The 22,295-nt window shown below is 50.0% G+C and carries 20 protein-coding genes; 6 read left to right on the plus strand and 14 right to left on the minus strand.

All coding sequences use genetic code 11. The features are described from left to right. Nucleotides 1-97: 97 nt before the first annotated feature. Nucleotides 98-568: a cupin domain-containing protein gene (locus KWJ01_RS24710; protein WP_224999809.1), complete on the minus strand. Its 471-nt coding sequence runs from the start codon at nt 566-568 to the stop codon at nt 98-100. Nucleotides 569-816: 248 nt separating this feature from the next. On the opposite strand from KWJ01_RS24710, the gene KWJ01_RS24715 reads away from it, so the two are divergent. Then, on the plus strand, nt 817-1,269 hold the full coding sequence (locus KWJ01_RS24715) for a MarR family winged helix-turn-helix transcriptional regulator (RefSeq protein WP_224999810.1): 453 nt from the start codon (nt 817-819) through the stop codon (nt 1,267-1,269). Between the two features lie 71 nt (nt 1,270-1,340). Here the strand turns inward: KWJ01_RS24715 and KWJ01_RS24720 are convergent, their stop codons facing one another. From KWJ01_RS24720 to KWJ01_RS24760, 9 genes are all read right to left on the minus strand, one after another. Next, nucleotides 1,341-2,435, minus strand: a complete 1,095-nt coding sequence (locus tag KWJ01_RS24720; protein ID WP_224999811.1) for an MBL fold metallo-hydrolase — start codon at nt 2,433-2,435, stop codon at nt 1,341-1,343. Nucleotides 2,436-2,845: 410 nt separating this feature from the next. Next, complete coding sequence (locus KWJ01_RS24725; protein WP_224999812.1) at nt 2,846-3,346, minus strand: ferritin-like domain-containing protein; 501 nt, start codon at nt 3,344-3,346, stop codon at nt 2,846-2,848. Between the two features lie 263 nt (nt 3,347-3,609). Continuing rightward, a complete protein-coding gene (locus tag KWJ01_RS24730; protein WP_224999813.1) occupies nt 3,610-8,649 on the minus strand; it encodes a DNA repair ATPase in 5,040 nt (1,679 codons plus the stop codon). Nucleotide 8,650: 1 nt separating this feature from the next. Next, nucleotides 8,651-8,962, minus strand: a complete 312-nt coding sequence (locus tag KWJ01_RS24735; protein WP_224999814.1) for a DUF3784 domain-containing protein — start codon at nt 8,960-8,962, stop codon at nt 8,651-8,653. Between the two features lie 86 nt (nt 8,963-9,048). Continuing rightward, nucleotides 9,049-9,573: a hypothetical protein gene (locus tag KWJ01_RS24740; RefSeq protein ID WP_224999815.1), complete on the minus strand. Its 525-nt coding sequence runs from the start codon at nt 9,571-9,573 to the stop codon at nt 9,049-9,051. 63 nt (nt 9,574-9,636) lie between these two features. Beyond that, complete coding sequence (locus tag KWJ01_RS24745; RefSeq protein ID WP_224999816.1) at nt 9,637-11,784, minus strand: flotillin family protein; 2,148 nt, start codon at nt 11,782-11,784, stop codon at nt 9,637-9,639. A gap of 43 nt (nt 11,785-11,827) precedes the next feature. Next, nucleotides 11,828-12,460 (minus strand): OB-fold-containig protein, encoded by a 633-nt coding sequence (locus KWJ01_RS24750; protein ID WP_224999817.1) that lies wholly within the window; start codon nt 12,458-12,460, stop codon nt 11,828-11,830. Nucleotides 12,461-12,689: 229 nt separating this feature from the next. Then, the gene (locus tag KWJ01_RS24755; RefSeq protein ID WP_224999818.1) at nt 12,690-13,421 is read right to left on the minus strand and encodes a PspA/IM30 family protein; all 732 of its coding nucleotides are present in this window, start codon (nt 13,419-13,421) and stop codon (nt 12,690-12,692) included. Between the two features lie 137 nt (nt 13,422-13,558). Beyond that, nucleotides 13,559-13,954 carry a YbjN domain-containing protein gene (locus KWJ01_RS24760; RefSeq protein WP_224999819.1) on the minus strand — a complete coding sequence of 132 codons (396 nt, stop codon included), beginning with the start codon at nt 13,952-13,954 and terminating at the stop codon, nt 13,559-13,561. A gap of 191 nt (nt 13,955-14,145) precedes the next feature. Here KWJ01_RS24760 and KWJ01_RS24765 point away from each other — a divergent pair, with 191 nt between their 5' ends. Continuing rightward, entirely contained in the window at nt 14,146-14,988 is an 843-nt protein-coding gene (locus KWJ01_RS24765; RefSeq protein ID WP_224999820.1) for a LexA family transcriptional regulator, read from the plus strand. A gap of 324 nt (nt 14,989-15,312) precedes the next feature. Here the strand turns inward: KWJ01_RS24765 and KWJ01_RS24770 are convergent, their stop codons facing one another. Next, nucleotides 15,313-15,747: a hypothetical protein gene (locus tag KWJ01_RS24770; protein WP_224999821.1), complete on the minus strand. Its 435-nt coding sequence runs from the start codon at nt 15,745-15,747 to the stop codon at nt 15,313-15,315. A gap of 237 nt (nt 15,748-15,984) precedes the next feature. Continuing rightward, entirely contained in the window at nt 15,985-16,389 is a 405-nt protein-coding gene (locus tag KWJ01_RS24775; RefSeq protein WP_224999822.1) for a hypothetical protein, read from the minus strand. A 143-nt stretch (nt 16,390-16,532) separates the two neighbouring features. Between KWJ01_RS24775 and KWJ01_RS24780 the strand changes: the two genes are divergently transcribed. Then, entirely contained in the window at nt 16,533-17,033 is a 501-nt protein-coding gene (locus KWJ01_RS24780) for a COG3650 family protein (RefSeq protein WP_224999823.1), read from the plus strand. 25 nt (nt 17,034-17,058) lie between these two features. Here the strand turns inward: KWJ01_RS24780 and KWJ01_RS24785 are convergent, their stop codons facing one another. Further along, nucleotides 17,059-17,991, minus strand: a complete 933-nt coding sequence (locus KWJ01_RS24785) for a universal stress protein (protein ID WP_224999824.1) — start codon at nt 17,989-17,991, stop codon at nt 17,059-17,061. 142 nt (nt 17,992-18,133) lie between these two features. Between KWJ01_RS24785 and KWJ01_RS24790 the strand changes: the two genes are divergently transcribed. The 3 genes from KWJ01_RS24790 (at nt 18,134) to KWJ01_RS24800 (ending at nt 21,547) form a co-directional block, all read left to right on the plus strand. Beyond that, the gene (locus tag KWJ01_RS24790) at nt 18,134-18,487 is read left to right on the plus strand and encodes a DUF6787 family protein (protein WP_224999825.1); all 354 of its coding nucleotides are present in this window, start codon (nt 18,134-18,136) and stop codon (nt 18,485-18,487) included. A gap of 287 nt (nt 18,488-18,774) precedes the next feature. Continuing rightward, complete coding sequence (locus KWJ01_RS24795; protein ID WP_224999826.1) at nt 18,775-20,574, plus strand: ABC transporter ATP-binding protein; 1,800 nt, start codon at nt 18,775-18,777, stop codon at nt 20,572-20,574. A gap of 202 nt (nt 20,575-20,776) precedes the next feature. Continuing rightward, nucleotides 20,777-21,547, plus strand: a complete 771-nt coding sequence (locus KWJ01_RS24800) for a DUF3050 domain-containing protein (RefSeq protein WP_224999827.1) — start codon at nt 20,777-20,779, stop codon at nt 21,545-21,547. A 160-nt stretch (nt 21,548-21,707) separates the two neighbouring features. On the opposite strand, the gene KWJ01_RS24805 is transcribed toward KWJ01_RS24800, so the two are convergent. Beyond that, nucleotides 21,708-22,271, minus strand: coding sequence for a DUF6155 family protein (locus KWJ01_RS24805; protein WP_224999828.1), 564 nt, complete (start codon nt 22,269-22,271; stop codon nt 21,708-21,710). Nucleotides 22,272-22,295: the final 24 nt, after the last annotated feature.

Genomic DNA, 22,295 nt, shown 5'->3' on the forward strand with positions numbered 1-22,295 from the left:
CTGGATATAACAAATGAAAAAATAACGGCAATATGCCAGCAGGGGCCGGGTAATCCGGTCCTGAAAAATTGATAATATTTGCGTGCGTATGGGCTTGCTACACCTGTTCTATGCCATATGCCTGCAGTGAGCGTACATAGTGGTCTGTAACATCCGCAGGTGGGGGCTCCTGTGGCAGGGGCAAAGGTTTCATATCCGGCGCAGGCACACTATTATCCCAGAACCATTTGCCCAGCCCTGCAGGGCTTACCAGCATTAACTTCTTTACTATGCCAGACTGCACCTCAAAATAATGAGGCACCCCTTTGGGCAAAAACACAAAATCTCCCGGATTTGCCAGGAGTTCCTGCTGCCCTATATAGTACTTAATGCTTCCTTCCAGGATATAAAACGATTCATCCTCGTGGGTGTGTACGTGCGCAGGGGGTTCTCCTCCCCTGTGAAGTTCGGCTTCCATCAGTGCAAAAGCATTGTTTGTTTGCTCACCCTTAATTATAAAGCTTAAGCGGGCTCCGGGAACTGCCCTGCTGTTCTCCGGCGTAGATTTATTGATGAAACCCTTTAACATACAGGAAATATTTAGTAAGTTTGCCTTACTACAAAGTAAGTTAACCTTACTAATTAAAGCAACAGTTGCCCGTAAATATTTTCTACTGAAGAGATAAGGGGCTATAGCAGCATAAATCTGGATCAAAGCAACAGGTAGTTACTCCATTCCCAGCATAAAGGGCCTGTTAATATTGCAGGGGGATAAGCTTAGACCTTAATGCAGGGCTGCAATGCGACCAATAGTACACAGAAAATGAAAATACCATAATGCTTAAGGAAAGTGATAACACATCTACTATGGGTGGATATGTAAATACAGGTGCATATATGCGCCAGTTAATGGATGAGTACCGCAGCAACCTGGAAGAAGCCATGAAAAGCAAGGGCTACCAGGAAATCTCCAACTCCCATGGCTGGATCTTCCATCATACAAAAGAGGAGGGCAGCAGGCTTACAGAGCTGGCAGCTGTGGCTAAAATCACAAAACAATCTATGGGTGCGCTGATAGCACAGCTGGAAGTAGCCGGATACCTGGAGAAAAAACCAGATCCTACTGACAAAAGGGCTTCTTTATTATTCCTCACAGCAGAGGGCAAAAAAATCAGGGACCTGGGGCGCTCCATCAATTATGAGTTTGAAAAAACATGGGAACAGAAGCTCGGGCCTCAGGACTATGAAAAATTCAGAAGCTACCTGAAAAAACTTTGCGAAAGCGACTGAAGAACTCCTTAAGAAATCACAAGCCCCAGCCATTGATGGCCGGGGCTTGTGATTTTGATGCATATTATTTCCTACTCATAATCATCATAGTTCTTTCTGCGGGCAAGCGTAAAGGTAACGGGCTTGTAACGCTCACGGCTTACCGGAGGCCTGTTCATACGCTTGTTCCAGGGAAGCTCAACATTGGTACGGCGTAATTTTATACGCTCTTCCATATTATTCTTTCTGTTGCGGTTTAGTTTAACAGCACCGTAGGCCGCCATCAGTCCAATAATGCCTGCACCTACACCAGCAAGCACTGTTACCAGCGTATCGTTTGCTGGTGGTGGCACACTCAGTACTTCGCCGTTTTCACTATAACGGGCAGGCTCCGGAATATAGCGGCCATGGCGTGGCGGACGGTACTTATCTGCAAACTGGATCAGGTCGAGCTCCAGCCCGCGGTGGCTTAGCGCATCTCCATGCCCGGTAGCCAACACCTTTGGCCGTAACATGGCTATTTTATCGATAGAACGCAAGGAAGCAACCCAGTCCGGGGTAAAGTACTCCGGCGGACCCCATAAGCCATTATGCTTGCCCATAAGTCCGGCAGGATTGTGCATATCCATGGTTATAAGGGCATCCCCTGCAATCAATACCCGATCTTTTTCCCGGAAGTAAGACACATGGCCTACTGTATGGCCGGGCGTGTAAATCCATTTCCAGTTTGTAAGGCCTGGTACGCTGCCATCCTCGGGCAGTGCTTCAAGCCTTTCAGATACATCATAGGGTTTATTGGTATAAACGCGGCTCATCTGGCCACCAAGGCCGCCAACCGTAGGATCTTGCGGCGGGTACTCAGATTTTCCAGTCAGGTAAGGAAATTCGCGGGGGTGGGCATATACGGGAATGTTCCAGATGCGGGAAAGTTCCTCCAGTGAACCAGCATGATCAAAATGACCGTGGGTCATCAAAATTGATTTTGGCTTTGCACCCAGCCCATAAATGTTTTCAGCTGCCTGCCGTATCTGGCCTGCAGAAAAAGGCATTCCTGTATCTATTAGCACCCATTCTTCACCCGGAAATCCAATAAAATAAACGTTAACGATAGACGAAGTTAATTGATAAACACCAGGAGCTACCAATTTAGGCTCTTCGTTCATTAGCATTTTCTTAAACCTGCTCATAAAAATCCTGTTTCTTAAGATGTGCTTTTAGCTTATGTAAAGGGCTGTATTTACTAGGCTGACCATAATAGATTCTAAAAAAAAGAATGCCCACAAAAAACTACCTGTTTAAGGACTAATTGTTTAGAATAATTAAATAAAATTTCACATTAAAGCTTTGGTGTACAGCCTGCTTTTCTTATAACTAAAGCCAGACCCTGCGCTGCACTACCGCTTTTAACTCCTGAAAGATGCTGTATTTTTTACAGCTTAAAGGAAAGCTGCTCTTACCAAAAAATAAGACATACTACTGTTTTGTGCCAGCAGTTACCCGCTACAGCAAAGGCCTTTAAAAAGCAAAACCCCAACCCATAAAGGGCCGGGGTTTTTATATTTATAAGCTTATTAATTAAGCTTCAGCTTACCTAAGCTTACTGCTGTGCTTTCTGATTGATGTTGCCTACTGCAATATCGTTCAGCTTCTGGTCAGTTCTTTTCTCCTCATTGAGGGTTTGCTCCAGAAGATCAGCTACATCATTGAGGCCAAGCTGCTGTGCATAGGTGCGGGCTGTACCATAACCGGCCATTTCGTAGTGCTCTACACGCTGTGCAGAAGCAATAAGTCCGGCATCACGCACTTTATCATCGCCTTTCATTTCCAGCATGTCTTTGCCTTCTTTGATAAGGCCTTCCATTGCCTGGCACTTTTCGCCTTTTACGCTAAAGCCGCAGATTTCACCAACTTTTTCCAGACGCTCGCGCTGGCGCTTGGTTTCCTCCAGGTGAGTTTCAAAGGCCTGACGCAGCTGTGGTGAGCTAGCTTTTTCAGCCATTTTTGGTAGTGCATCTGTCAGTTGCGACTCTGCACTGTATAGGTCTTTAATTTCGTGTTCAAAAAGATCTTTTAATGAATTTAATTTTTCAGTTGCCATAGTTTTAAAAATTTTAGTTCTGTATTTATTTAACTAACAGACTAACCCCATAAAAAAGGGTGATGTTTAGCACTATCTATTAATTTTTTGTAACAGATATTCTGCCAGACATAACCCAAATTTATTGGTCAATTCACATCTTACGTGAACCGTTAGCCTATTTGATAGATACTCATTTCTTAATGAGCCCTATATAGTATACCTAAATAAAATTTTTATGTTACGTTTTGAGTAGAATACTCCAGCCTCTACTACTGTATTCACTAAGGATTTGTGATTTCTATAAAATCTCCACTATTGCTGGTATACCCGTTTCCATCTGGCTTGCCATCTGCATGAGGAGTGGGTAACCCTGTCTGCGGACGAGGCAGGCCTGCCAGGGCAGCCCTTATGCCATAAAGAGCGTGGCTTACATTTTCGATCTGCAGGAGCACCTGCGCCATATGGTCGCCACCCATGCCTTTGATTTTGTTGTTCTGGCGGAAGGTAGCCTTAATCTCTTCCCAACGCTTAGCTTCTTCCGGCTTCAGCCAGCCGTTCAGCTCTTTTAGCTTCAGCACATTGGCTTCGGCACCGGTGGTAAGGGTTTGCGACTCGCCCTCGTAATGGCTCTGCAGCAGGGTGAGCAGCTCGGCATTATTCATTACCGGCACTACCTTTTCTGCCAGCTTGTTCATATTGCGGTACGAGCCCTGCAGCTTAAAGGGTGGCTCAGTACGGTATTCATCGGCCTGTGCAGCAGACTCTATATAAGCCAGGTTTACCTTCAGGATCACATCGCGTACCTTCAGCAGTTTCTTCAGTATTTCCACAGCCTCACTGATCTCGCCCGGCGAATGGTTTGCTTCAAAAGTGAGGCCTTCCTGCTGCCCAGTTTCGGCTACCTTTATAAGCGTAAGTACATCCTTATGACTTTTAGCCGCAACCTTAGCCAGTATGGCATTGGAGGTAAGACAGTTCTCGAGGTAGCTTAACTTAAAGGCATCGGCGGTATCGCCAATAATATCACCCAGGTTGTAAATATCGGAGCGGTTGGCCAGCATATCAGGGATCTGGAACTTCTCGCCGGTTTCGGTATAGGGGTTACCTGCCATGACCACGGCCACTTTTCTGCCCCTGAAATCGTAGGTTTTCGGGCGACCCTTCCAGATGCCTTCTATCTTACGCTGGGCATCGCAAAGCGAGATAAACTTCTGCAGAAACTCCGGGTTACAGTGCTGAATATCGTCGATGTAAATCATTACGTTATCGCCCATTTCAAAGGCCAGGTTAAGCTTTTGCAGCTCCTGCCGCGCAGCAGAGTTGCGGGCGTCAGCCGGGTCTACAGAGGTAATGTCGTGCCCCAGCGCCGGTCCGTTGATCTTCATGAAGATAAGCCCCAGGCGGTTGGCAATGTACTCCATGATGGTGGTTTTGCCATAGCCCGGAGGGGAGATCAGCAACAGCATGCCCATGAGGTCGGTGCGCTTGTTTTCGCCAGCCGTGCCTATTTGCTTGGCCAGGTTGGCACCAATCAGGGGCAGGTACACCTCATCAATCAGCTTGTTGCGTACAAACGAGCTCATCACTCGGGGCTTAAACTCCTCCAGCCGCAGTTCTTCGCTAAAGCTGTGCACCAGCTCTTTTTTCAGGCGCTGCAGCTCTTCGAAAGCCGGGGCAGTTTTCTGCTGATAGCTTTGCAGGCGCTGCAAAAATGCACCGTAGCTAAGCTGGTAGTTCCGGTCTTCCAGCAGCCCATGTGTGCCCTGCAAACCAGTTAAGGTTTCGCTTAGCTGCGCCTCAACAATTCTTTCGGGCCTTTTGCCCCCATGCAGCAATACGGCAGCCTCTGGCAGGTAGTCTGATGTGGTGCCTATAGATTTCAGGTAGGCACTTAGCCAGTGGTAGAGCTGACGATAGTGCGGGGCAGGTTTATTGTTCAAGGCTTTTACCGAGGCCTCCAGCTGCCCTTCGGCCTTTTGCTTTTTCAGAAAAGCCTTAAACGCTTCCAGCAGCTTAACTGCCTCACCATCAACAACAAAATTACTGTTCCGGCTAAGCTCTTCGAAAAGGTATTGTGCAGCTTCCGGCACTACTGCAGCAGTAAACAAGCCGTAGGCACTGATAAACTCCTCCAGTTGTTTCGCCAGGGCACTGATCAGCTCTTCAATAGCACCTGCCTCGGGGAACACCTGCTGAATGTAGCCGGCACCTTTCAGCTGGTGCTCCAGCTCTTCCTTCACTTCAGGTGCCGCAAAGGCCTGCCACCAGAGGGCGGCACAGGCACGGGCAGGGCTGCTAAAGCGCAGCAGACCCGCCTGCTGGTACATGCGCAGCAGGGAACCTAAGATAAGGGCAGCATCATGGTCGTGCACTCCTTTAACATAGCCCTCGTTAAACCGGCCGGCCATAAAACTTTGCACTTCAGCTTTAAGCGCTTCAGGCGCCAGCGCATGGAGCTCCTCCACACTTTTATCAGCGCCACTGCGTGCGCCACTCACTCCTGCTTTTTCTGCTGCCTGCAGCATCTGGTAGGCCAGGTACTCGGCCCGGTACACCTGGCGGTTTTCGCTCACCAGGCTTTGCTCCCACAGCTCTGCATTATCTTTAAAAGCCTCGTGCGCCACAGGTTCAAAAAAGCTGGTACCGGAGAGGTGAAAATACATCTGCCCTTCTTTGGGCACCATGCTTAGCTCCAGCGGCTGTGTGTTTACACTAAAGGAAAAGGTGCCGAAGCGAATTACATTTTTGCCATCGGCATAAAGCTCGTTTTTATCTTTAAGCTGACGAATGGCTTCTTCCCTGATACTCTTCATCCGGCTGCGGATGTCGTCGGCCTTCACGGTATCGCCCAGCTCCAGCAGCTCGTTTACCATGCTGCGCAGCTTCTCCAGCATCAGGTCGGAAGCATAGTAGCCATTGATCTCCTGCACCGTTTCCATGCGGGAGAGGCGGTTCTGTACCGCCTTCAGGATACGGTCTGCCGCCTGCAGCAGGTTGGAAGCCCTGCGGTTGCGGGTTTCGGTAAGCTGCAGCTTACGACTCTCAAAGGCATTGTAGGCTTCTTCGCGCTTGGTGGTTAAGAGATCTACAAACTCCTCAAACTCGCTGAAACGGCCCTCCAGCTCCTCCAGCTGCACCATTACGCGCGTGAGGTACTCATCGCATTTGGCAGGCACATCGCATACATCCAGGTAATTGATAATGGCCTGGTCTATAAGCTTCATCTGGGCTGCAAACTCTGCCTTGCCCTCCTGCCCCATCAGCTCCTTGCGGCGTCGCTTCAGGCCAGCCTTTACGGTATTGAACTGGGCATAAATGGCGCTGATGTTATCGATGATCTGGGTGGTTTGGGTAGCATCCTCGATCTTCAGGTTGCTTACCACCTCTATGAGCATTTCCAGCTCGGCCGCGGCTTTGTTCAGCTGCTCCTCCAGCTCATTGGCTTTCACTACCTTTTCGGCAGCAGCTACCTGCCCTTCCAGCTCCTTTACGCGCTGCTCGTAGGGCTTAAGCGCCTCGGGACCTAAAAGGAAGCCTACGGTTTTCTGGCTTACCTTATCCTGGGCCCCGGCCAGGGCTTTCTCGGTTTTTTCCACCGGGGCCACTTCTACATAGCGCAACTCCTTTAGGGAAATCACCTCGCCACGCATGCCGCGCAGGCTGGTCAGAAAATCAACAAAATCCTGGATGCGGCTGGCCCGCTCACGGTTAATCTTTTTCAGCAGCTCTTCAGCACTGCCCAGCACGGTACTTACCCGCTCATTGGTATTCTGGCGTATGCGGGTAACTTTTTCAAACTCGTCGATGGCGGCCGTTGCAGCATTGCGGATCTCCTGCAGGGGCTCGGCCAGCTTCTGGGCCTCCTCATGCTGCAGCCAGTGATAGCTATCGAGGATGGCGGTGGTGTGCTGGGCCAGGTCCAGGTAGAGGTCGTTGTACTGCTCGTCCTTGTTCAGGAGCACCAGCAGCTCATTGGCCTCGGCCATGGCCCTTACTATATCTTTATTCCCTATTTTAAACAGGTAGGAGTTCTGGTTGCCCTGCAGCGGGTGGTTTGGACCAACATAGGGCGTTTGCCAGATCTGCACCACATGGTGCTTTTTGGGCTCTTCATCGCCGCGGAAGTAGCACATCTGGCCATCTTCAAAAATGCTGTAGCCATGGCAGGTAATGGGGGTACCCACCTTTTGCAGAATAAGGTTGTACTGCAGCAGGAGGTAGAGCCCGTGCTGGCGGTTATAGAACACATAGAGGTAATCTTCGCCATTTGGGCTGCTGATCCTTTTTTCAAACAGCATGCCCTCCAGCACCATATCGAAAAGCTTGTACTCGCCCGTTTGCAGGTAATAGCCATTGGGGAAAATCAGGCCGTGGTCGTCGGGCAACAGCAGGCAGCTTTCGGAAATGCCATCTACGCGGCGGGCCTCCTGCAATTTGCTGTTGTATATAATGTAGCGATAGGCCTTCTCCTGGTAGGGCTTTATTTTAAGGGCCACCAGGTTGCCGATTACCGCATAAGAGATATCGGCATCGTCCAGGGTCTGGTCGGTATTGTCTACCGGCTCTATATAAATGCCTTTGCCGGCATCGGTATTGTCTTCTACTTTTATGGTAAGGTCGCCGCCAATCGTTTCTACAAACACCTTGTCTTCTATGCTGATGTGCGGGTGCTTGCCCTGCCGGTGCATATCGCGGGTAGCCCGTTTCCAGCGAAACTCGTGCTGGGCCGGAAATATAAACTCATGGTCGCTGCGGTTATCAATGTAGGTGAGTTTGCCTCCCTGCAGCAGCCACTTAAATGTTTTGATATCGGTAGCATTTTTGCCTACCCTGAACACCATAAAAAGGTGCGGCCCCAGCTGTGCGAATTTTACAAAGCGGGTGTCTTTATAATATTTATAGAGAGCTATAAAATCGGTGAGGAAAGCCTCCTGCTGCAGCATCTCCAGCCCTTCTTCGTGGAAGGAATGGTCTTCTGCGCGGTAGTGGTAAATGCTGAACACATCTCCAAGCTCCATTTGCACCTTAAGGCCCAGGTGCACATTATAGCCAAAGATAAAGCGGCCGCCAATGGGCACCATATCCTGCGGAATGCAGTTGTTTGCCGTGGTAACCCGCTCGGTAGCCACCAGCCTGGTTTCTATGGCCCCGAAAACATCTTTCCGGCTGTTGTTAAGCAGCTGTAAGCGCAGCCTTAGGTTTTCCTCGCCCTTGCGAAGGCGGTTACGCAGTACTTCGTAGGTACCGCCTTCTAATGTAGGAGCACCTGCTTTAGAAGATGTGCCCTCTAAGGCTTGGGCTTGTGGTGTATTTTCAGACATATTAGTTCAGGTTTGAGTATTGGGTGGCGCCCAGCGCCAGCACAATCATGCCAATGCAGCTTACTGCAATGTAGGCCAGACAGCCCACCAGCACCAAGCCGGTTTTTAGGGCCAGCAGCACGCAGATTCCCTGCAGTGGCGCCATGCCCATAAAGGTATTGCCTGCCCAGTGGGCCAGCCCCTTTTTGTTGTGCGTTACCTTAGGGTTGTAGCCCGCCAGCAACTCCAGCCTTTGCCGGTAGCGTAGCAGCCAGCCTATCACCAGGATAGCACAGGCAGCGCAAGCCAGCAGTATAAGTAAAAAGATGCTCATCGCTAAAGGGAAAAAATCACCAGAAAATCAAAAGGTGCCTAAGTACATAGGCCAGCTGCTTTCATCTGTAAGCCAGTTGCCTGGATTTACCGGCTTTCGGCGCCGATAATACTGGCAGGTGCATATTGCTCCAGCCATGTGCGCAATTCGTTGGGGCGCTGGGTGCTGATGAATCGCTTTTTACCACTCTTGTACACCAGCTGAATCCCTATATTACCCGGGGCTACATACCCCCAGCCCTTTATTCCCCAGCGCAGGCCCCAGCCTCCATAATCGGCCAAGGCATTATACTCCTGCATATACACTTCTTTCAGCTCTTCCCAGCGGGCAAAGCGCCTGCGGAACTGTAGGGGATAAAACCAGTAACAGATTCCTTCTGCCGTTATGCGGGTGTGGATACGACTACTCTCCACCACCCACCACACTCCTCCCAGGATCAACAGCACTGGTAAAGCCGCCAGAAGGTCTTGCTGCGCCCAGCCACTACTGTAAAGTTTCCAGAAAAAAGGAGCCAGTGAAATTACCGTTGCGAAACCCATGATGAACCTCACCGCCGATATTTTCAGATTTTGTTTTTCTGCATAAACTGGTACTGATGATGGATTCTTCATGATGCCTGGGCTTTGTAGGTTATATAGCGAGGGAATTAATTCCCTCGCCATTGATATTACCGCTTACAGATTCAGCGTGCTTACCGGCTTTTCGGCAAGCCCTATGCTACCGGCCAGCTTGTTGAGCTCCTGAAGGGCGGTGCGCTGGCCTTCGTTTTCGGCAGACTGTGTCATTTTTAACAACAGGGCCGAAATGCTTAGGTTACGCACATCATCAGTGGTCATTCCAAACTTATCCAGGAACTGGCGCAGCTGGCTCTTAAAGTCAACGTTACCATTGCTATCAGGCGCAAAGAAGGTGTTCTTCACATCCTGCAGGGCTGTGCTCTGGTTAATCATGCCATCGATGGCTTTGCCTTTGGCCATGGATCCAAGAATATTCTGGAAGAACATGCTCTCGCCGCCAATAATATCGATGTTGGCTTTCTTGAGGCCTTCGGACAGTACCATGGCCTGTGCTTCGGCCAGCTCTTTCTGCATATCGATACCGGCAAGCTCCACCTGCTTGTCTTTTTCCAGACGCAGCTTGAACTCCTCGTGCTCCTTGCCCGGACCATCCAGGGCAGACATGGCGCGGGCTTTTTCGGCAATGCCTTTGGCTTCGGCCAGGAATTTCTGTTCCATGATGCGGGCTTCCATTTCGCCCTGTGTTTCCTGTGCTTCGGCTTTGGCTCGTATTACGGTAGCATCTGCCTGGCCCAGCTTGGTGTTGGCTTCGGCCTGTGCATCGCCGGTAGCGCGGATGGCTTTGGCTTCAGCATCGGCTTTGTCGGTAATAACGCTGGCTTCGGCTTTGCCCTGCTTGGCAAGGGCCAGTGCTTTTGCTTCCATTACCTGTGCTTCGCTTAGGCCAAGGGCAGCTGCCTGCCTTGCTTCGGCTTCGGCCATAATCTTGATGCTTTCGGCTCGCAGATCGGCAGATTTGCGCTCGGCTTCGGCATCGATGATGGCTTTCTGCGCCTCGTGTCCGGCAGCTTCGCGGGCTGCTTCGGCAGCTTTGATCTCTTTCACCAGTTTCTCCTGGGCTTCTTTCTCGGCATTTACCAGGGCTACATGCTTCTGGCGCTCTGCTTCGGCATGTGCCACGGTATCTTTGATACGCTCCTGCTCTTCTACCGTGGCTTTTTCTACCACCACACGGTCGCGGATCACCTCCTGAATGTTGCGTTTTTCTACCTCCAGCGCTTTCTCTTTTTCGATCTGCGCCAGGCTTACCACACGCTCGCGCTCGTTGGCTTCCAGGTCGCGGGCCTGTACTACGCGCTCCTGCTCAATGGCATCGGTTTTTTCTTTGTTGCGCTGTGCCACTAAGATCTGGCGCTGCATGTTTTGCTCTGCTATGGCCAGCTGCTCATCGGTTAAGATGCGGGCATTTTCAGACTTCAGGCGTTCTTCGGCTTCAATGCGCTCTGCTTCGGCACGCTCACGGGCACGTACAGAGGCAATTTCGCGTTTCTGCTTTTCTTCGCTTTCAATCTGCTGGCGCTCCAGCTGAAGCACGGTTTCTTTGGCCTCCACATCCTGCTTCTTCAGCGTTTTCTCTTTTTCACGCTCAATAAAGTTGGCCTCCATCTTTTGCTTGGCCGTCAGGTCGATGATCTTCTTGATACCTTCTGAGTCAAGAATGTTGCTTTCGTTCAGGTACTCGAGTGGTGTTTGCTCCAGGTAATCAATGGCACAGTCGTCGAGGATGTAACCGTTCAGGTCGGTGCCGATGATCTGCAGGATCTCGTCTTTAAACTCCCGGCGGTTGGTGTAGAGGTCTACAAAATCGAAGCGTTTACCAACAGCCTTCAGGGCTTCAGAGAATTTTGCATCGAACAGCAGTTCCATCTGCTGCGGATCCGAGGCGCGGCTACAGCCCAGGCTCTGGGCCACCGTCATCACATCTTCCTTGGTCTGGCTTACCCGCACAAAGAAGGTTACTTTTATATCTGCCCGCATGTTATCGCGGCAGATCAGGCCTTCTTTGCCTGTACGGCTGATCATGATGGTTTTAACGGTAATATCCATTACCTCCAGCCTTTGAATAACCGGCCATACTACCGTACCACTAAACGAAACCTTAGGCCCGCCCATACCGGTTACTACCAGCGCCTGCCCCTGCTCTGCCTTGCGGTAGAGCCTTGCTATGAGAATGGCAATGGCAAACAGCGCGAAGATGAATATGCCACCATAGAGTAAGAGGGCATTTCCTGCAATACTTTCCATAATTAAGGGTGATGATTAAAGTTGAATAATTTCTTTTGTTATATTATATAGTATAAGGTTCTACTAAGTAGCAGCGCTTTTCTGGCTGGTACTCCAGCACCAGGGCTGTTTCACCACTGTTTACTGCGGTACCAGGCCTGCTGCAGACCATCAGCACTATAGGAGCCCCGTTTCCGTTTTGCATTACAAGGGCCTGGCCTATTCTCACATCGTTAGCAGTACTTTGCAGGGTGCAGATTTTGCCAATGATCGAGGTATTCTTATGCTCTTCGTCGAGCTTATCAAAAAGCTTTACAAAGGGAATGGTAAGCACCTTTGCCACGAACATGCACAGCCAGAAACCAACACCAAAGGTGAGTAAACCCGGCAGCAGGCTCTGGAAGCCCAGCATATCGTTCACCACAATACAAAAGAGCCAGAGCGGCAGAATCAGGAAGGTGAGAAAGATCATGAGCGGCACCCGACCCAGGTTAAAGAAGCGCAACACATTATTGAGCCACTCCAGGCTGCCTTCGGGATGTCCGTCCATATCAGTGTCCGTATCCAGATCCAGATCAAACATATCAAGGTCAGCGGCACCAACCACTACGGTACACCAGTACAGAATAATGGCAATCAGCAGCAAGGTTGGAATAACGTTGGCTCCGGCTATGGCAAATTTGAGTAGTTCAGTCATGGCGCTAATTGGTTATTGGTTGGAAGCGGGCCTCCCGGCAACAAGGCCGGTGAGGAAATTAATTTCCCCTTATGTATTTAAGGCAAAGTGCCTATGTAAGCTATATTTTTACTTAGCCCCGGAATTTAATCCGGGGTACTTACAGCATAGAATATTACCCTCGGACCCCGGACAGAAATCAGGGGCTAACTAAGGGAGATAATCGCTCCGGACTCCGGAAGCCAGCCTGCTAGGCATTACCTTCGCCAGCAGGTTTATTAATTCCAAGCCTGTTCTTCAGGGCTTCCAGCTCGCCGGCGGTTCTGGCTGATCTTGGGCCGTCGTTCAGGGCTTTTTCAATCTCATCGTCGATGCTGCGGCTTTCGTTCGCAATCTGGCCATAGCTTTCTGCAAGCGCTTCTTCCTGAGCTACTTTATCACGCATGCGCTCCAGCATAGAAACAGTGCTGCTGCTATCGATCTGGGCAAGCTGTTTGTTAAGGCTTTTGGTGGCAGAGCTCACTTTTACACGAGCTTTAAGGGTTTTCAATTCGTTTTCCCATTTGGCGATGTTGGCCCTGATGGTGCGAATATTGCCCTCCAGCTGCTGAACACTGCCATCGAAGCGCTCTACATCACGCCTGCTGCCTTCGCTAAGCTTTACGTTTTCCTCCTTGCGCAGCAGGGCTTCGCCCGCTAAACGATCCGCTTCGGCGCTGTCCATTTCACCAGCCTGTGCTTTTTTCAGGAGCTGAATGGCCTTATGCTCATAGTTCTGTGCCTTTTGTTGATACTCCTCGCTTTCGCTGCGGGAGCGAATGGCCATAGCCTTTACTTCGGCAAGCGCCTGCAGGCTTTTATCAAGGTCTTCCTTCATGTCGCGGATGCCCTGCTCGGTTAAGCGGATAGGGTTCTCCAGCTGATCGATGGCAGAATGTGTTTCGGCCTGACCAATCTTAAAAAGTCTTCTGAAGATGTTCATGATATTAGTATTTAGTTGTTGTTTCTATGTTGAATCAAGAGATAACAGTCAGGGCCGGTCCGCCGCCTGGGCCGGGATTTCAAGTTAAGGCCTGAATGATCAGTCCTGACTTTTGATTCCTGGTTCCTGACGCTGTCTTACTGCCTCGCAAAGCGAATAAGCTCTTCGGAATATTCGGTTAGCAGCAGGCTTAGCGCATTAAAGGTACCCTCTACCTCGTTGAGGTCAAGGTTTTCGAGCTGCAGGGTATTACGGTATAAAACCTTGCGGCCGGTTTCGTCCAGCACAAAGGCACCGGCAATCATATCCCTGTTCTTTTTCAGCAGGCTTCTGTAAACCTCCAGGCTTTCCTCCCGAACCTCGAAAATGAACTGCTCAATGATGAGGATGGGTTCAGCACAGCCAATGACAAGGTTATGGATTCCGCGCTCTTCGTGGCTTACCACAAAAAGTCCTTCGGATTCATTTGCCAGCCTGATCTCGCATCCCATCTCCAGCAAATAGTTTTTCACTTTGTCGAAATAGCAGTTCATTTGGTTAAAATTTTTAGATTTACTTCATGTTGCTCAAAAATAAAGAATCGCGGAATTCATTAATATAATTGTTACACCATTTATAACAATAATTTTACGCCTGGCTGATATCTGTTTTGTTGTTGATTTAAATATACGGAAGATTTAGCTAAAAGTAATAGAGTTGCTAAAAAAAAGAGCAAATATTTTTTATGTCATACATCGGCAAGAACATTAAGCGCATCCGGGCGGTCAAAAAACTATCCCAGGCAGCATTTGCAGAGCTCTTCGACCTGGCCCGCCCAAGTGTAGGTGCGTATGAAGAAGGGCGTTCAGAGCCTAAGATCGATACTATTATTGCTATTGCTCAGCATTTTGGCCTGTCGGCAGACGCCCTGTTACGCAAAGAGCTTACAGTAAATGAACTGTACAGCCTGGACATCCTGAAAGGGGAGTTCGACCCCACCCAGCTACCCCCTGCCTTGGGTAAAAGCTCAAAAAATGAGCAAGTTCAGACCACCCCCTTAAACAGGAGCAACAGTACTGCAGGAGCGGGCCTGGCTTTTGTGAGCAAGGCCATGCGGCTGGAGTATATTGTAAACCTGAACAACAGGGACTTTCACAACCGGCTACCAAAAGTAGCATTACCGGAAGCCCTGCAAGACAAGACCAGGGCTTTTGAACATAGCGGCGGAGAGATGCTCACCGATGGCGGTGGCCTCAAAGATGGCGATATTCTTACCGCTATACCTGCGCCAAAAGAAAAGCCCGGCCGCCTGCACGAGGGCTGTATTTATGTAGTGGTTACCGCAAAGGAACTGCTGATACGCCGCCTTAGGAAAGCAGCAGAAAAAGAACTGGTACTGGATGCCGACAACCCTACAACAGGGCCAGTAACTGTGAACCAGGAAGAACTACTGGAACTCTGGGAAGTGAAAGGCTGCTGGAGCACCCAGCTGCAACAACCCGGCCTGCTGGAGCACAAATTACTGGCACTGGAAGACCAGTTACGCCTGCTGAAGGATCGTGTGGGCAACCTGGAAAGCAGGCAATAAGCATTGGCCGCAGGCAAGCAGAAGTTACTAATACTAACGCGAGTTAAGGATTAGCATCAGGGTCAAATGCTCCTTAATCGTCATCCCCGCGCAGGCGGGGATCTGTCAGCTAGAAACAGAAATGGTGCTTTCACCTGCAAAAGCAAACAGAGCTCCCTCTACAGGGGAATGACGGCTTGTTTTGACCGTAGAAGATGATAACAAACTGGTTATCTATAGCTTTAACCCATAGCGCACATTATCCACAACCAGTAGAAATACAAAAAGCCAGTCTGCAGCGACTGGCTTTTTAGTTTTGGTACGGGCAGGATACTTTAGAAAGGCTTAGAGGCTGTTGCCTGTGCGGTTAAAGCCTCCCCACCAGGTATTGTATTCGGCTTCATTCAAATTACCATCCCGGTCGGCATCATATACATCAAAGGACCTGTCCCTGAATTCTGTATCACTCAGCCTGCCGTCTCCATCAACATCCCAATCGGTGTAGGCACCAACCTGGTCTGCACCCACATCCTGCATGTAAGTGTTACGCCCGGCATTCCACTCACTCTCATCTATATAATTATCGCGATTGGCATCCCAGCGGCCATAATAACCAGCCTCATTCCAGGCTGTACCATACTCATTACTGTCTATCATGGCATTGGCATCTGCATCCCAGCGACCATAACCTTCTTCTTCAGAAACTTTACAAGCCGAGAGATTTACCAGCATCAGGGCAAAAACCACGAAGCACAAAAGGGAGTATTTCTTTGTTGTCATAACTTGATATATTTAAAAAATAGTATAAAATGTAACCTGTCCGGGCAAGCTATGTTTATCTGCAGCAAGGGGAACAGGCATATATTTCCACAATTGTGGCATTCAGCAGCAGCCAGGAACACAGCATGACCAAAAAAAGCCAGCCCACTTACAGGACTGGCCATCAAAAAGCATTAAATAAAATGATCTCCATGAATGCATTCACCGCCAAAGAACACCTCCAGTTCCGGCACAAGCCTACTGGTTTTCGCTGTACCAGGCATTGTATTCCTCTTCATTGATCATACGGTCGCCATCCCTGTCGTAATAGCCGTAGATACCCTGCCTGAACTCATCTTCACTAAGCCTGTCATCAGCGTCGGCATCCCATTCGCTATAGTCACCAGTGTAGCTTGGCATATTTCTACCCCTGCCTTCTGTCCACTCTGTTGCATCTACAAAGCCATCACTGTTGGCATCCCAGCGGTCATAATATCCAGATTCTCCCCAGGCATTGCCAAACTCCCGGTCATCGAGCGACACACTGTTGTCTTCATCCCAGGTACCATAGTGAGCACCATCCTCTGTTGACCTGGTACAGGAAGCGAAGCCCAGTAGCAACACTACCAGCATTGTTAACAAATAAGATGTATTTCTTTTCATAGTTGATATTGATTTGGTTTACCACTCTGTTTCAAGAGTAACCGCCATCATTATAATATGTTTGGCGGCCGCAAAGGCACTGCCACAGCCATTAAGCCAGGTAGCAGCGACAACCAATTAGCCAGCCATGAGGTTAAAAGGGCATGAAACAGCTGCTAACCATTTGCATGATCCTGGGCGTGCTTTATTCCTGCGAAAGCGGAACCACCTCTGCCGGGAGAGATGCCGCCGATACCATGGCTCCCCGCGAAGCCACCGACCCCGTACCCGAGCCTCCCACACTACCTGACAGCAGCAGCGAAGAGAACGGAATGAGCAGCAGCTCTGCAAAGGGAGAAAATGAAATATATTATCGTATTACCGGAACGGAGCCCTTCTGGAGCCTGAACATTGGCAGCGCCTACATTACCTACCGATCTATGGAAGGAGATTCGCTTAGCTTTCCCTACAACAGCCCCAAAAGTGCTGCCGGCCGTACCGAAGAGTGGGCGCAGCTTTACCAGCTTGGAGACCAGGGCTGGGCACTGCTGCGCAGGGGAAACACCCCCTGCTCCGATGGCATGAGCGACCGTGACTATGCCTACACCGCAACAGTTTGGCTAAGGGGGCAGCTACTGGATGGCTGCGGAGAGAAAAAGGAGTAAGGCGCAAGACTACTGCAACAACCGGCTATAAGCGGAACAGCGCCTGCAGAAACCCAATGTTCTCGTTTTTGTCTTTTACAATCAGCAGCGGAATACTCCTGTTATGTTCTGCAAAGCGCTCGGCCACACTACCCATAAGTGCGGCAGCGGCAGCACTTTTACCTTTCGATCCCATCACCACCAGATCTGCCTGCTCCCGAACAGCCTGGTCAAAAATCTCCTTCACCGGGTCATGGTTATTATCAAGCGTAAACACACAAGGCAAATCCTGATAGTGTTCGGGCAGCTTTTTCAGGAACTTCTGGTAATCGCTCCGGGCATGCTGACACATAATATCTGCAAACTCCTTCTCGCTTTTGCCGGTAGTATGCCAGCCACTGGGCAAACTGTATACATGCTGACACTTAACCTCCAGCGGAATCTGCGAATTTTCCTGTACCCTGAGCGCCTGCTTAAGGGCCCGCAGGGAGTGCTCTGAAAAATCAACCGCCACCAGGATCTTGTCCATCTTTTTAGGCAGCAGCTCAGGCACCAGGAGTACAGATCGATTTGCCGCCTTTACAACTTTCATGGGAACGGCACCACTTCCTTTCAGGCCTGCCTTATGCCCCAACACCAGCAGGTCTACATCTTTTTGCTGGGCCAGCTTCAGGAGTTTGTCGGTGGGGTTTCCTTCATGCACCTCCAGCACCGTTTCGCAATCCTTCACCTTTTCAAACAAAGCATCAACCTGTTGCCCTATATTATGCAGTATTTTTTCATCTACCGGCGCCATCAGCTCACCCCATTTCTCCTGCAATTCTTTGGGCATGTCGAGGCTGGTAGAAATATGCGTAAAATAAACCCGCTCGCTCTTCATCATTTTAGCCGTGTAGCAGGCAAAGCGAATTAACACCTCATCCATTTCAGAAAGATCGAGGCTTACCAGAATTTTATTGATCTTAAATTTGTCTTCCATAGGAGGCTGTTAAAAATTAGGCACAGGCTGGTTTGGGCTTAAATGTACTGCCAAGATTTAAGTTTTTCAACATCTGCCACTTCCTGTAGGCCTCTATTACAAAAACAATTGTACCTTTGTAAACAGATCAGTAAGAGAAGGTTTGAAAACACTGGAAAAACCCGAGACCACACAGGCACTTACTGCCAAGAGTGGCATTTTATATAAACTGAAGGATAAGTGGGGCTTACAAAGCCTTGTGCAGGTAGTTGCTGTACTGGCTGTTTTTACCCTTACAGGCTCTACCGTTGTGTATATCCGCAAATTTTTGTTTGCAGGACTGGGCTTTGACGACACCACCCCCTTTTGGCTAAAGACTGTTGCTTACCTCCTGTTTGTAATGCCTTTTTACCAGATTATGTTGCTTGCCTATGGCTTTTTGCTGGGGCAGTTCTCATTCTTCTGGGAAAAGGAAAAGAAACTGGCAAGGCGCATCGGTAAGCTTTTCAGCCGCTAGGCTCCCGGTAAATTATACCACAGGGCCAGCCTGCAGGCTGCTGATTAGCCTCTGCAGGCTGGCCCGGCCAAATGCCGGCATTTTATCTCTGGCACAACTTATAAACCCAAAGGCTGCACAGCCACTACCTCCACCCGGGTACAACGCCCAGGGCTATTGTTGTTTACCGCCGCGTAGTTAAAGCACAAACGCCCGCATGGACTAAACCTCCATCCCGCAACTCCCAGGCAACACCCTCTCCCGGCGGGAGCGCAACCTAATTTGTTTTTAGCTGTTATTGGTAACGTATGGCAAAGAGACGGGATCCCTTAAAACCCGAAGAAAAACGTAAGCTAAGCAAGGAAAACCTTAGCAAACTTGCAGGTATTTTCCACTATATACTGCCTTACCGCTGGCTTTTTATAGCAGGCATTACCTCCCTGGCATTATCGAGCCTTTGCCTGCTGGCCTTTCCGTATGTGGCAGCCCGCCTGATCGATGCTGCCACCGGCGCCGGTGAGTGGTACCTGCGGGGTGTAAACCAGATAGCCCTGCTCCTGCTGGGCATTTTGCTGATACAGGCCGTGTTTTCATTTCTAAGGGTTTACTTTTTTGCCCAGGTAAGCGAGCGCAGCATGGCCGATCTGCGGCGCAGCCTCTACGGCCGCTTTGTTAGCCTGCCCATGAGCTTTTACGACAGCCAGCGCACCGGAGAACTACTCAGCCGCATTACTTCTGATGTATCGCAGCTGCAGGATACCTTTACAGTAACGCTGGCCGAGTTTGTCCGGCAGGTGCTCACCCTAACCGTTGGCACCACCATTATCTTTTACTTTACGCCCAAGCTTGCCCTGTTTATGCTGGCTACCTTTCCGGTAATTGTGGTGCTGGGCATGCTCTTTGGCAACTTTATCAGGCGGCTTAGCAAGCAGATACAGGACGAGCTGGCCAGGGCCAACATTGTGGTAGAAGAAACCCTGCAGTCCATAAGCATGGTAAAGGCTTTTACCAGCGAGCGTTACGAAACCCAGCGCTACAGCACGGCACTGAACCGCGTGGTAGCAACGGCCCTTAAGGCAGCCAGCTATCGTGGTGCCTTTATCTCTTTCATCATCAGCATACTGTTTGGGGGTATGGTTGCCGTGGTATGGTATGGTGCCCTGCTGGTGCAAGGCGGAGAAATGCAGGTGGGCGATCTGCTGGCCTTTATCATGTACATGATGTTTATTGGCGGCTCTATTGCAGGCCTGGGCGATTTGTACGGGCAGCTGCAAAAAGCCATTGGCGCCTCGGAAAGGGTACTGCAGATCATTAGCCTGCCCGGCGAGATGACCCTTGAGGAACCACTGCAGCGCCTGCCCCTTAACGGCAGCATTGAGTACAGGAACATTGGCTTTGCCTACCCTACCCGCCCCGAAGTTGAAGTGCTGCAGAACCTGAAGCTAAGCATTTGCAGTGGTGAAAAGGTGGCACTGGTAGGCCACAGTGGCGCTGGTAAATCTACCATTGTACAGCTGCTGTTGCGCTTCTATGAGCCGGAACAGGGGCAAATTCTGGTAGACGGACAGAACATCAATACCTATGATCTTAGTGCTTACCGGGCAAACCTGGGCATTGTGCCCCAGGAGGTAATCCTGTTCGGGGGCAGCATCCGCGAAAATATTGCCTATGGCCGCCCCCAGGCTACGGAAACAGAAATACGCGAGGCCGCACGCAAAGCAAATGCCCTTCAGTTCATCGAAAACTTTCCCGAAGGTTTTGATACCCTGGTAGGCGAACGCGGGGTAAAGTTAAGCGGTGGCCAGCGGCAGCGCATTGCCATTGCCCGCGCCATTCTCAAGGATCCCAAGATCCTGATCCTGGACGAAGCTACCTCATCGCTCGATGCCGAAAGTGAGCACCTGGTACAAATGGCTCTTGATGAGCTTATGCACGGCCGTACCACCATTATTATTGCGCACCGCCTGGCCACCATCCGCAAAGCAGACCGCATTTATGTGATCAGCGGCGGGCAAATTGCAGAAAGCGGCACGCACGAAGAGCTGCTGCACCAGCCCGAAGGTACCTACGCCAACCTGGTGCGCCTGCAGTTGCAGGAGGAGGGATAGAAAGCCTGCTTTTCTCCTGTAAATGGCCTCATCTGGCTGATTCTCAAGACCCTAACTACTCATAATTTCCTCATAACAAGGCTATTACAATCGTTAACAGGAACGATAAAAGCGTTAAATCTACAAACCCTATTCTTAAACAAGCCGTAGATTAATGTATAGTTAGATAATAGAATTAGGATTTTTTTTAACAGACTCAGTCATGGAATCATCGAGGATAGAGGCGATACGGGATACACTGAAACCAATGCGTGTGCGCCTGCTGGCACATGAAATATATTTACAACTGGAGACCCTGGAAGACCTGCGGGAATTCATGGAGCACCATGTGTTTGCCGTGTGGGACAACCTTTCACAGCTCAAGGCACTGGAAAATGCCATCTCCAGCACCACCAGAATCTGGACCCCCAGCGAGGAACCTATCAGCAACCGCATTGTTAACGAAATGCTGGTAGAGGAAGAAAGCGATAGTGATGGCAATGGCGGCTACATCAGCCACTTTGAGCTCTACCGCAAAGCCATGCAGCAGGCCGGCGCTAAAACCTATATGATTGACCGCTTTCTGGTGCTCATGCAGGAAGAAAAAGATCTTGAAAATGCCCTTGAGAAAATACGGCTGCCCGAGAGCATTAAAAACTACCTGCGCATCAACTGGGGCATCTGCCACAGCAACAATCCTCATGAATTAGCAGCCGCCTACTTTTTAGGCCGCGAAGATGTTGTATCGGAACTGCTACACCGCCTGGACGGCGACCTGCTAAACTACCACCAGAAAGATTTAGCCCTCTACCGCGATTACCTCCTGCGCCATACCCGCATAAACGAACAAGAACAGAACCAACGCATTGAAGCCGTTATGAACGAACTTTGCGGCAATGATGAGCAGAAGTGGCGTGAAGCCGAAGCAGCCGCCAAAAAAGCCCTCGAAGCCCGCTATGTGCTGTGGGATGGTATGCTGTTGCTGGCAGTGTAGGGCAATGTGTTAATGTGCCAGTGAACAATGTGCTGATGGGCGGGAAGCAGTAGAAGCTATCTGCTGCAGATAAATCGATGCTGCGCTGCCCCAATCAGCACATTGGTCGCAGCGGCTACACGCCCCGGGCGAACCGGCACATTGAATAAGCAGTACATGATTAACCTACCGCTACCTCTTCTTTATTTTTATTGATATGCTGGATGTAGAGCTCCAGCAGCCCGTCATAAGTGCCCCAGCGCATAAAACGGGCGTCCTTCAGCAGTTGCTGGAGGCGGGGCATAAAGTCCTGCTGAAGGCCTTCGGCCACAATAAGCTGCAGGGCTTCTTTGTAGCGGCTTATAAGGGTAGAGTTGAAGCCTCCGCTGATGTAGCCCCTGTTGCCGCTGCCTTTGGAAGCAGAGAACTCAACCATGGTTTCGGCCTGGTACAGGAGCAGGTCGGCCACATCGTAGGGAAAAGGGCTTAGCTTGCGGAAGCGCGAGAGCAGCTCACGGGTTTTGGCAGCACGCGGGCGTTTAACGCTGCGGCCGCTGGGAAAATAATGCTGCCTGATCTTTTTCTTATAATCACCTACAAGACCGCCGCCATCCTGGCTTAACTCCTGCTGGTAGTACTCTTTTACGATAGGAAACTTCTTGTAGAGCTTCAGCAGCTCCTCCTGCAGCTCTTCTTCTGATAATTCCTGGAGGTATTTTTTAACCTCCCGCACACCTGTAGCCATATCTCCCTTAACTTTATGCTGCTG

This window comes from Cesiribacter sp. SM1 (assembly GCF_020178975.1).
Classification (GTDB): Bacteria; Bacteroidota; Bacteroidia; order Cytophagales; family Cyclobacteriaceae; genus Cesiribacter.

What these genes read in the sequence shown, in the direction of transcription:
- KWJ01_RS24740 (WP_224999815.1), bottom strand. Translation starts at nt 9,573, where the DNA reads ATGAAGAATCCATCATCAGTACCAGTTTATGCAGAAAAACAAAATCTG.
- KWJ01_RS24750 (WP_224999817.1), bottom strand. Translation starts at nt 12,460, where the DNA reads ATGACTGAACTACTCAAATTTGCCATAGCCGGAGCCAACGTTATTCCA.
- KWJ01_RS24765 (WP_224999820.1), top strand. Translation starts at nt 14,146, where the DNA reads ATGTCATACATCGGCAAGAACATTAAGCGCATCCGGGCGGTCAAAAAA.
- KWJ01_RS24780 (WP_224999823.1), top strand. Translation starts at nt 16,533, where the DNA reads ATGAAACAGCTGCTAACCATTTGCATGATCCTGGGCGTGCTTTATTCC.
- KWJ01_RS24745 (WP_224999816.1), bottom strand. Translation starts at nt 11,784, where the DNA reads ATGGAAAGTATTGCAGGAAATGCCCTCTTACTCTATGGTGGCATATTC.
- KWJ01_RS24800 (WP_224999827.1), top strand. Translation starts at nt 20,777, where the DNA reads ATGGAATCATCGAGGATAGAGGCGATACGGGATACACTGAAACCAATG.
- KWJ01_RS24710 (WP_224999809.1), bottom strand. Translation starts at nt 568, where the DNA reads ATGTTAAAGGGTTTCATCAATAAATCTACGCCGGAGAACAGCAGGGCA.
- KWJ01_RS24805 (WP_224999828.1), bottom strand. Translation starts at nt 22,271, where the DNA reads ATGGCTACAGGTGTGCGGGAGGTTAAAAAATACCTCCAGGAATTATCA.
- KWJ01_RS24720 (WP_224999811.1), bottom strand. Translation starts at nt 2,435, where the DNA reads ATGAGCAGGTTTAAGAAAATGCTAATGAACGAAGAGCCTAAATTGGTA.
- KWJ01_RS24715 (WP_224999810.1), top strand. Translation starts at nt 817, where the DNA reads ATGCTTAAGGAAAGTGATAACACATCTACTATGGGTGGATATGTAAAT.
- KWJ01_RS24770 (WP_224999821.1), bottom strand. Translation starts at nt 15,747, where the DNA reads ATGACAACAAAGAAATACTCCCTTTTGTGCTTCGTGGTTTTTGCCCTG.
- KWJ01_RS24760 (WP_224999819.1), bottom strand. Translation starts at nt 13,954, where the DNA reads ATGAACTGCTATTTCGACAAAGTGAAAAACTATTTGCTGGAGATGGGA.
- KWJ01_RS24775 (WP_224999822.1), bottom strand. Translation starts at nt 16,389, where the DNA reads ATGAAAAGAAATACATCTTATTTGTTAACAATGCTGGTAGTGTTGCTA.
- KWJ01_RS24785 (WP_224999824.1), bottom strand. Translation starts at nt 17,991, where the DNA reads ATGGAAGACAAATTTAAGATCAATAAAATTCTGGTAAGCCTCGATCTT.
- KWJ01_RS24755 (WP_224999818.1), bottom strand. Translation starts at nt 13,421, where the DNA reads ATGAACATCTTCAGAAGACTTTTTAAGATTGGTCAGGCCGAAACACAT.
- KWJ01_RS24735 (WP_224999814.1), bottom strand. Translation starts at nt 8,962, where the DNA reads ATGAGCATCTTTTTACTTATACTGCTGGCTTGCGCTGCCTGTGCTATC.
- KWJ01_RS24730 (WP_224999813.1), bottom strand. Translation starts at nt 8,649, where the DNA reads ATGTCTGAAAATACACCACAAGCCCAAGCCTTAGAGGGCACATCTTCT.
- KWJ01_RS24725 (WP_224999812.1), bottom strand. Translation starts at nt 3,346, where the DNA reads ATGGCAACTGAAAAATTAAATTCATTAAAAGATCTTTTTGAACACGAA.
- KWJ01_RS24795 (WP_224999826.1), top strand. Translation starts at nt 18,775, where the DNA reads ATGGCAAAGAGACGGGATCCCTTAAAACCCGAAGAAAAACGTAAGCTA.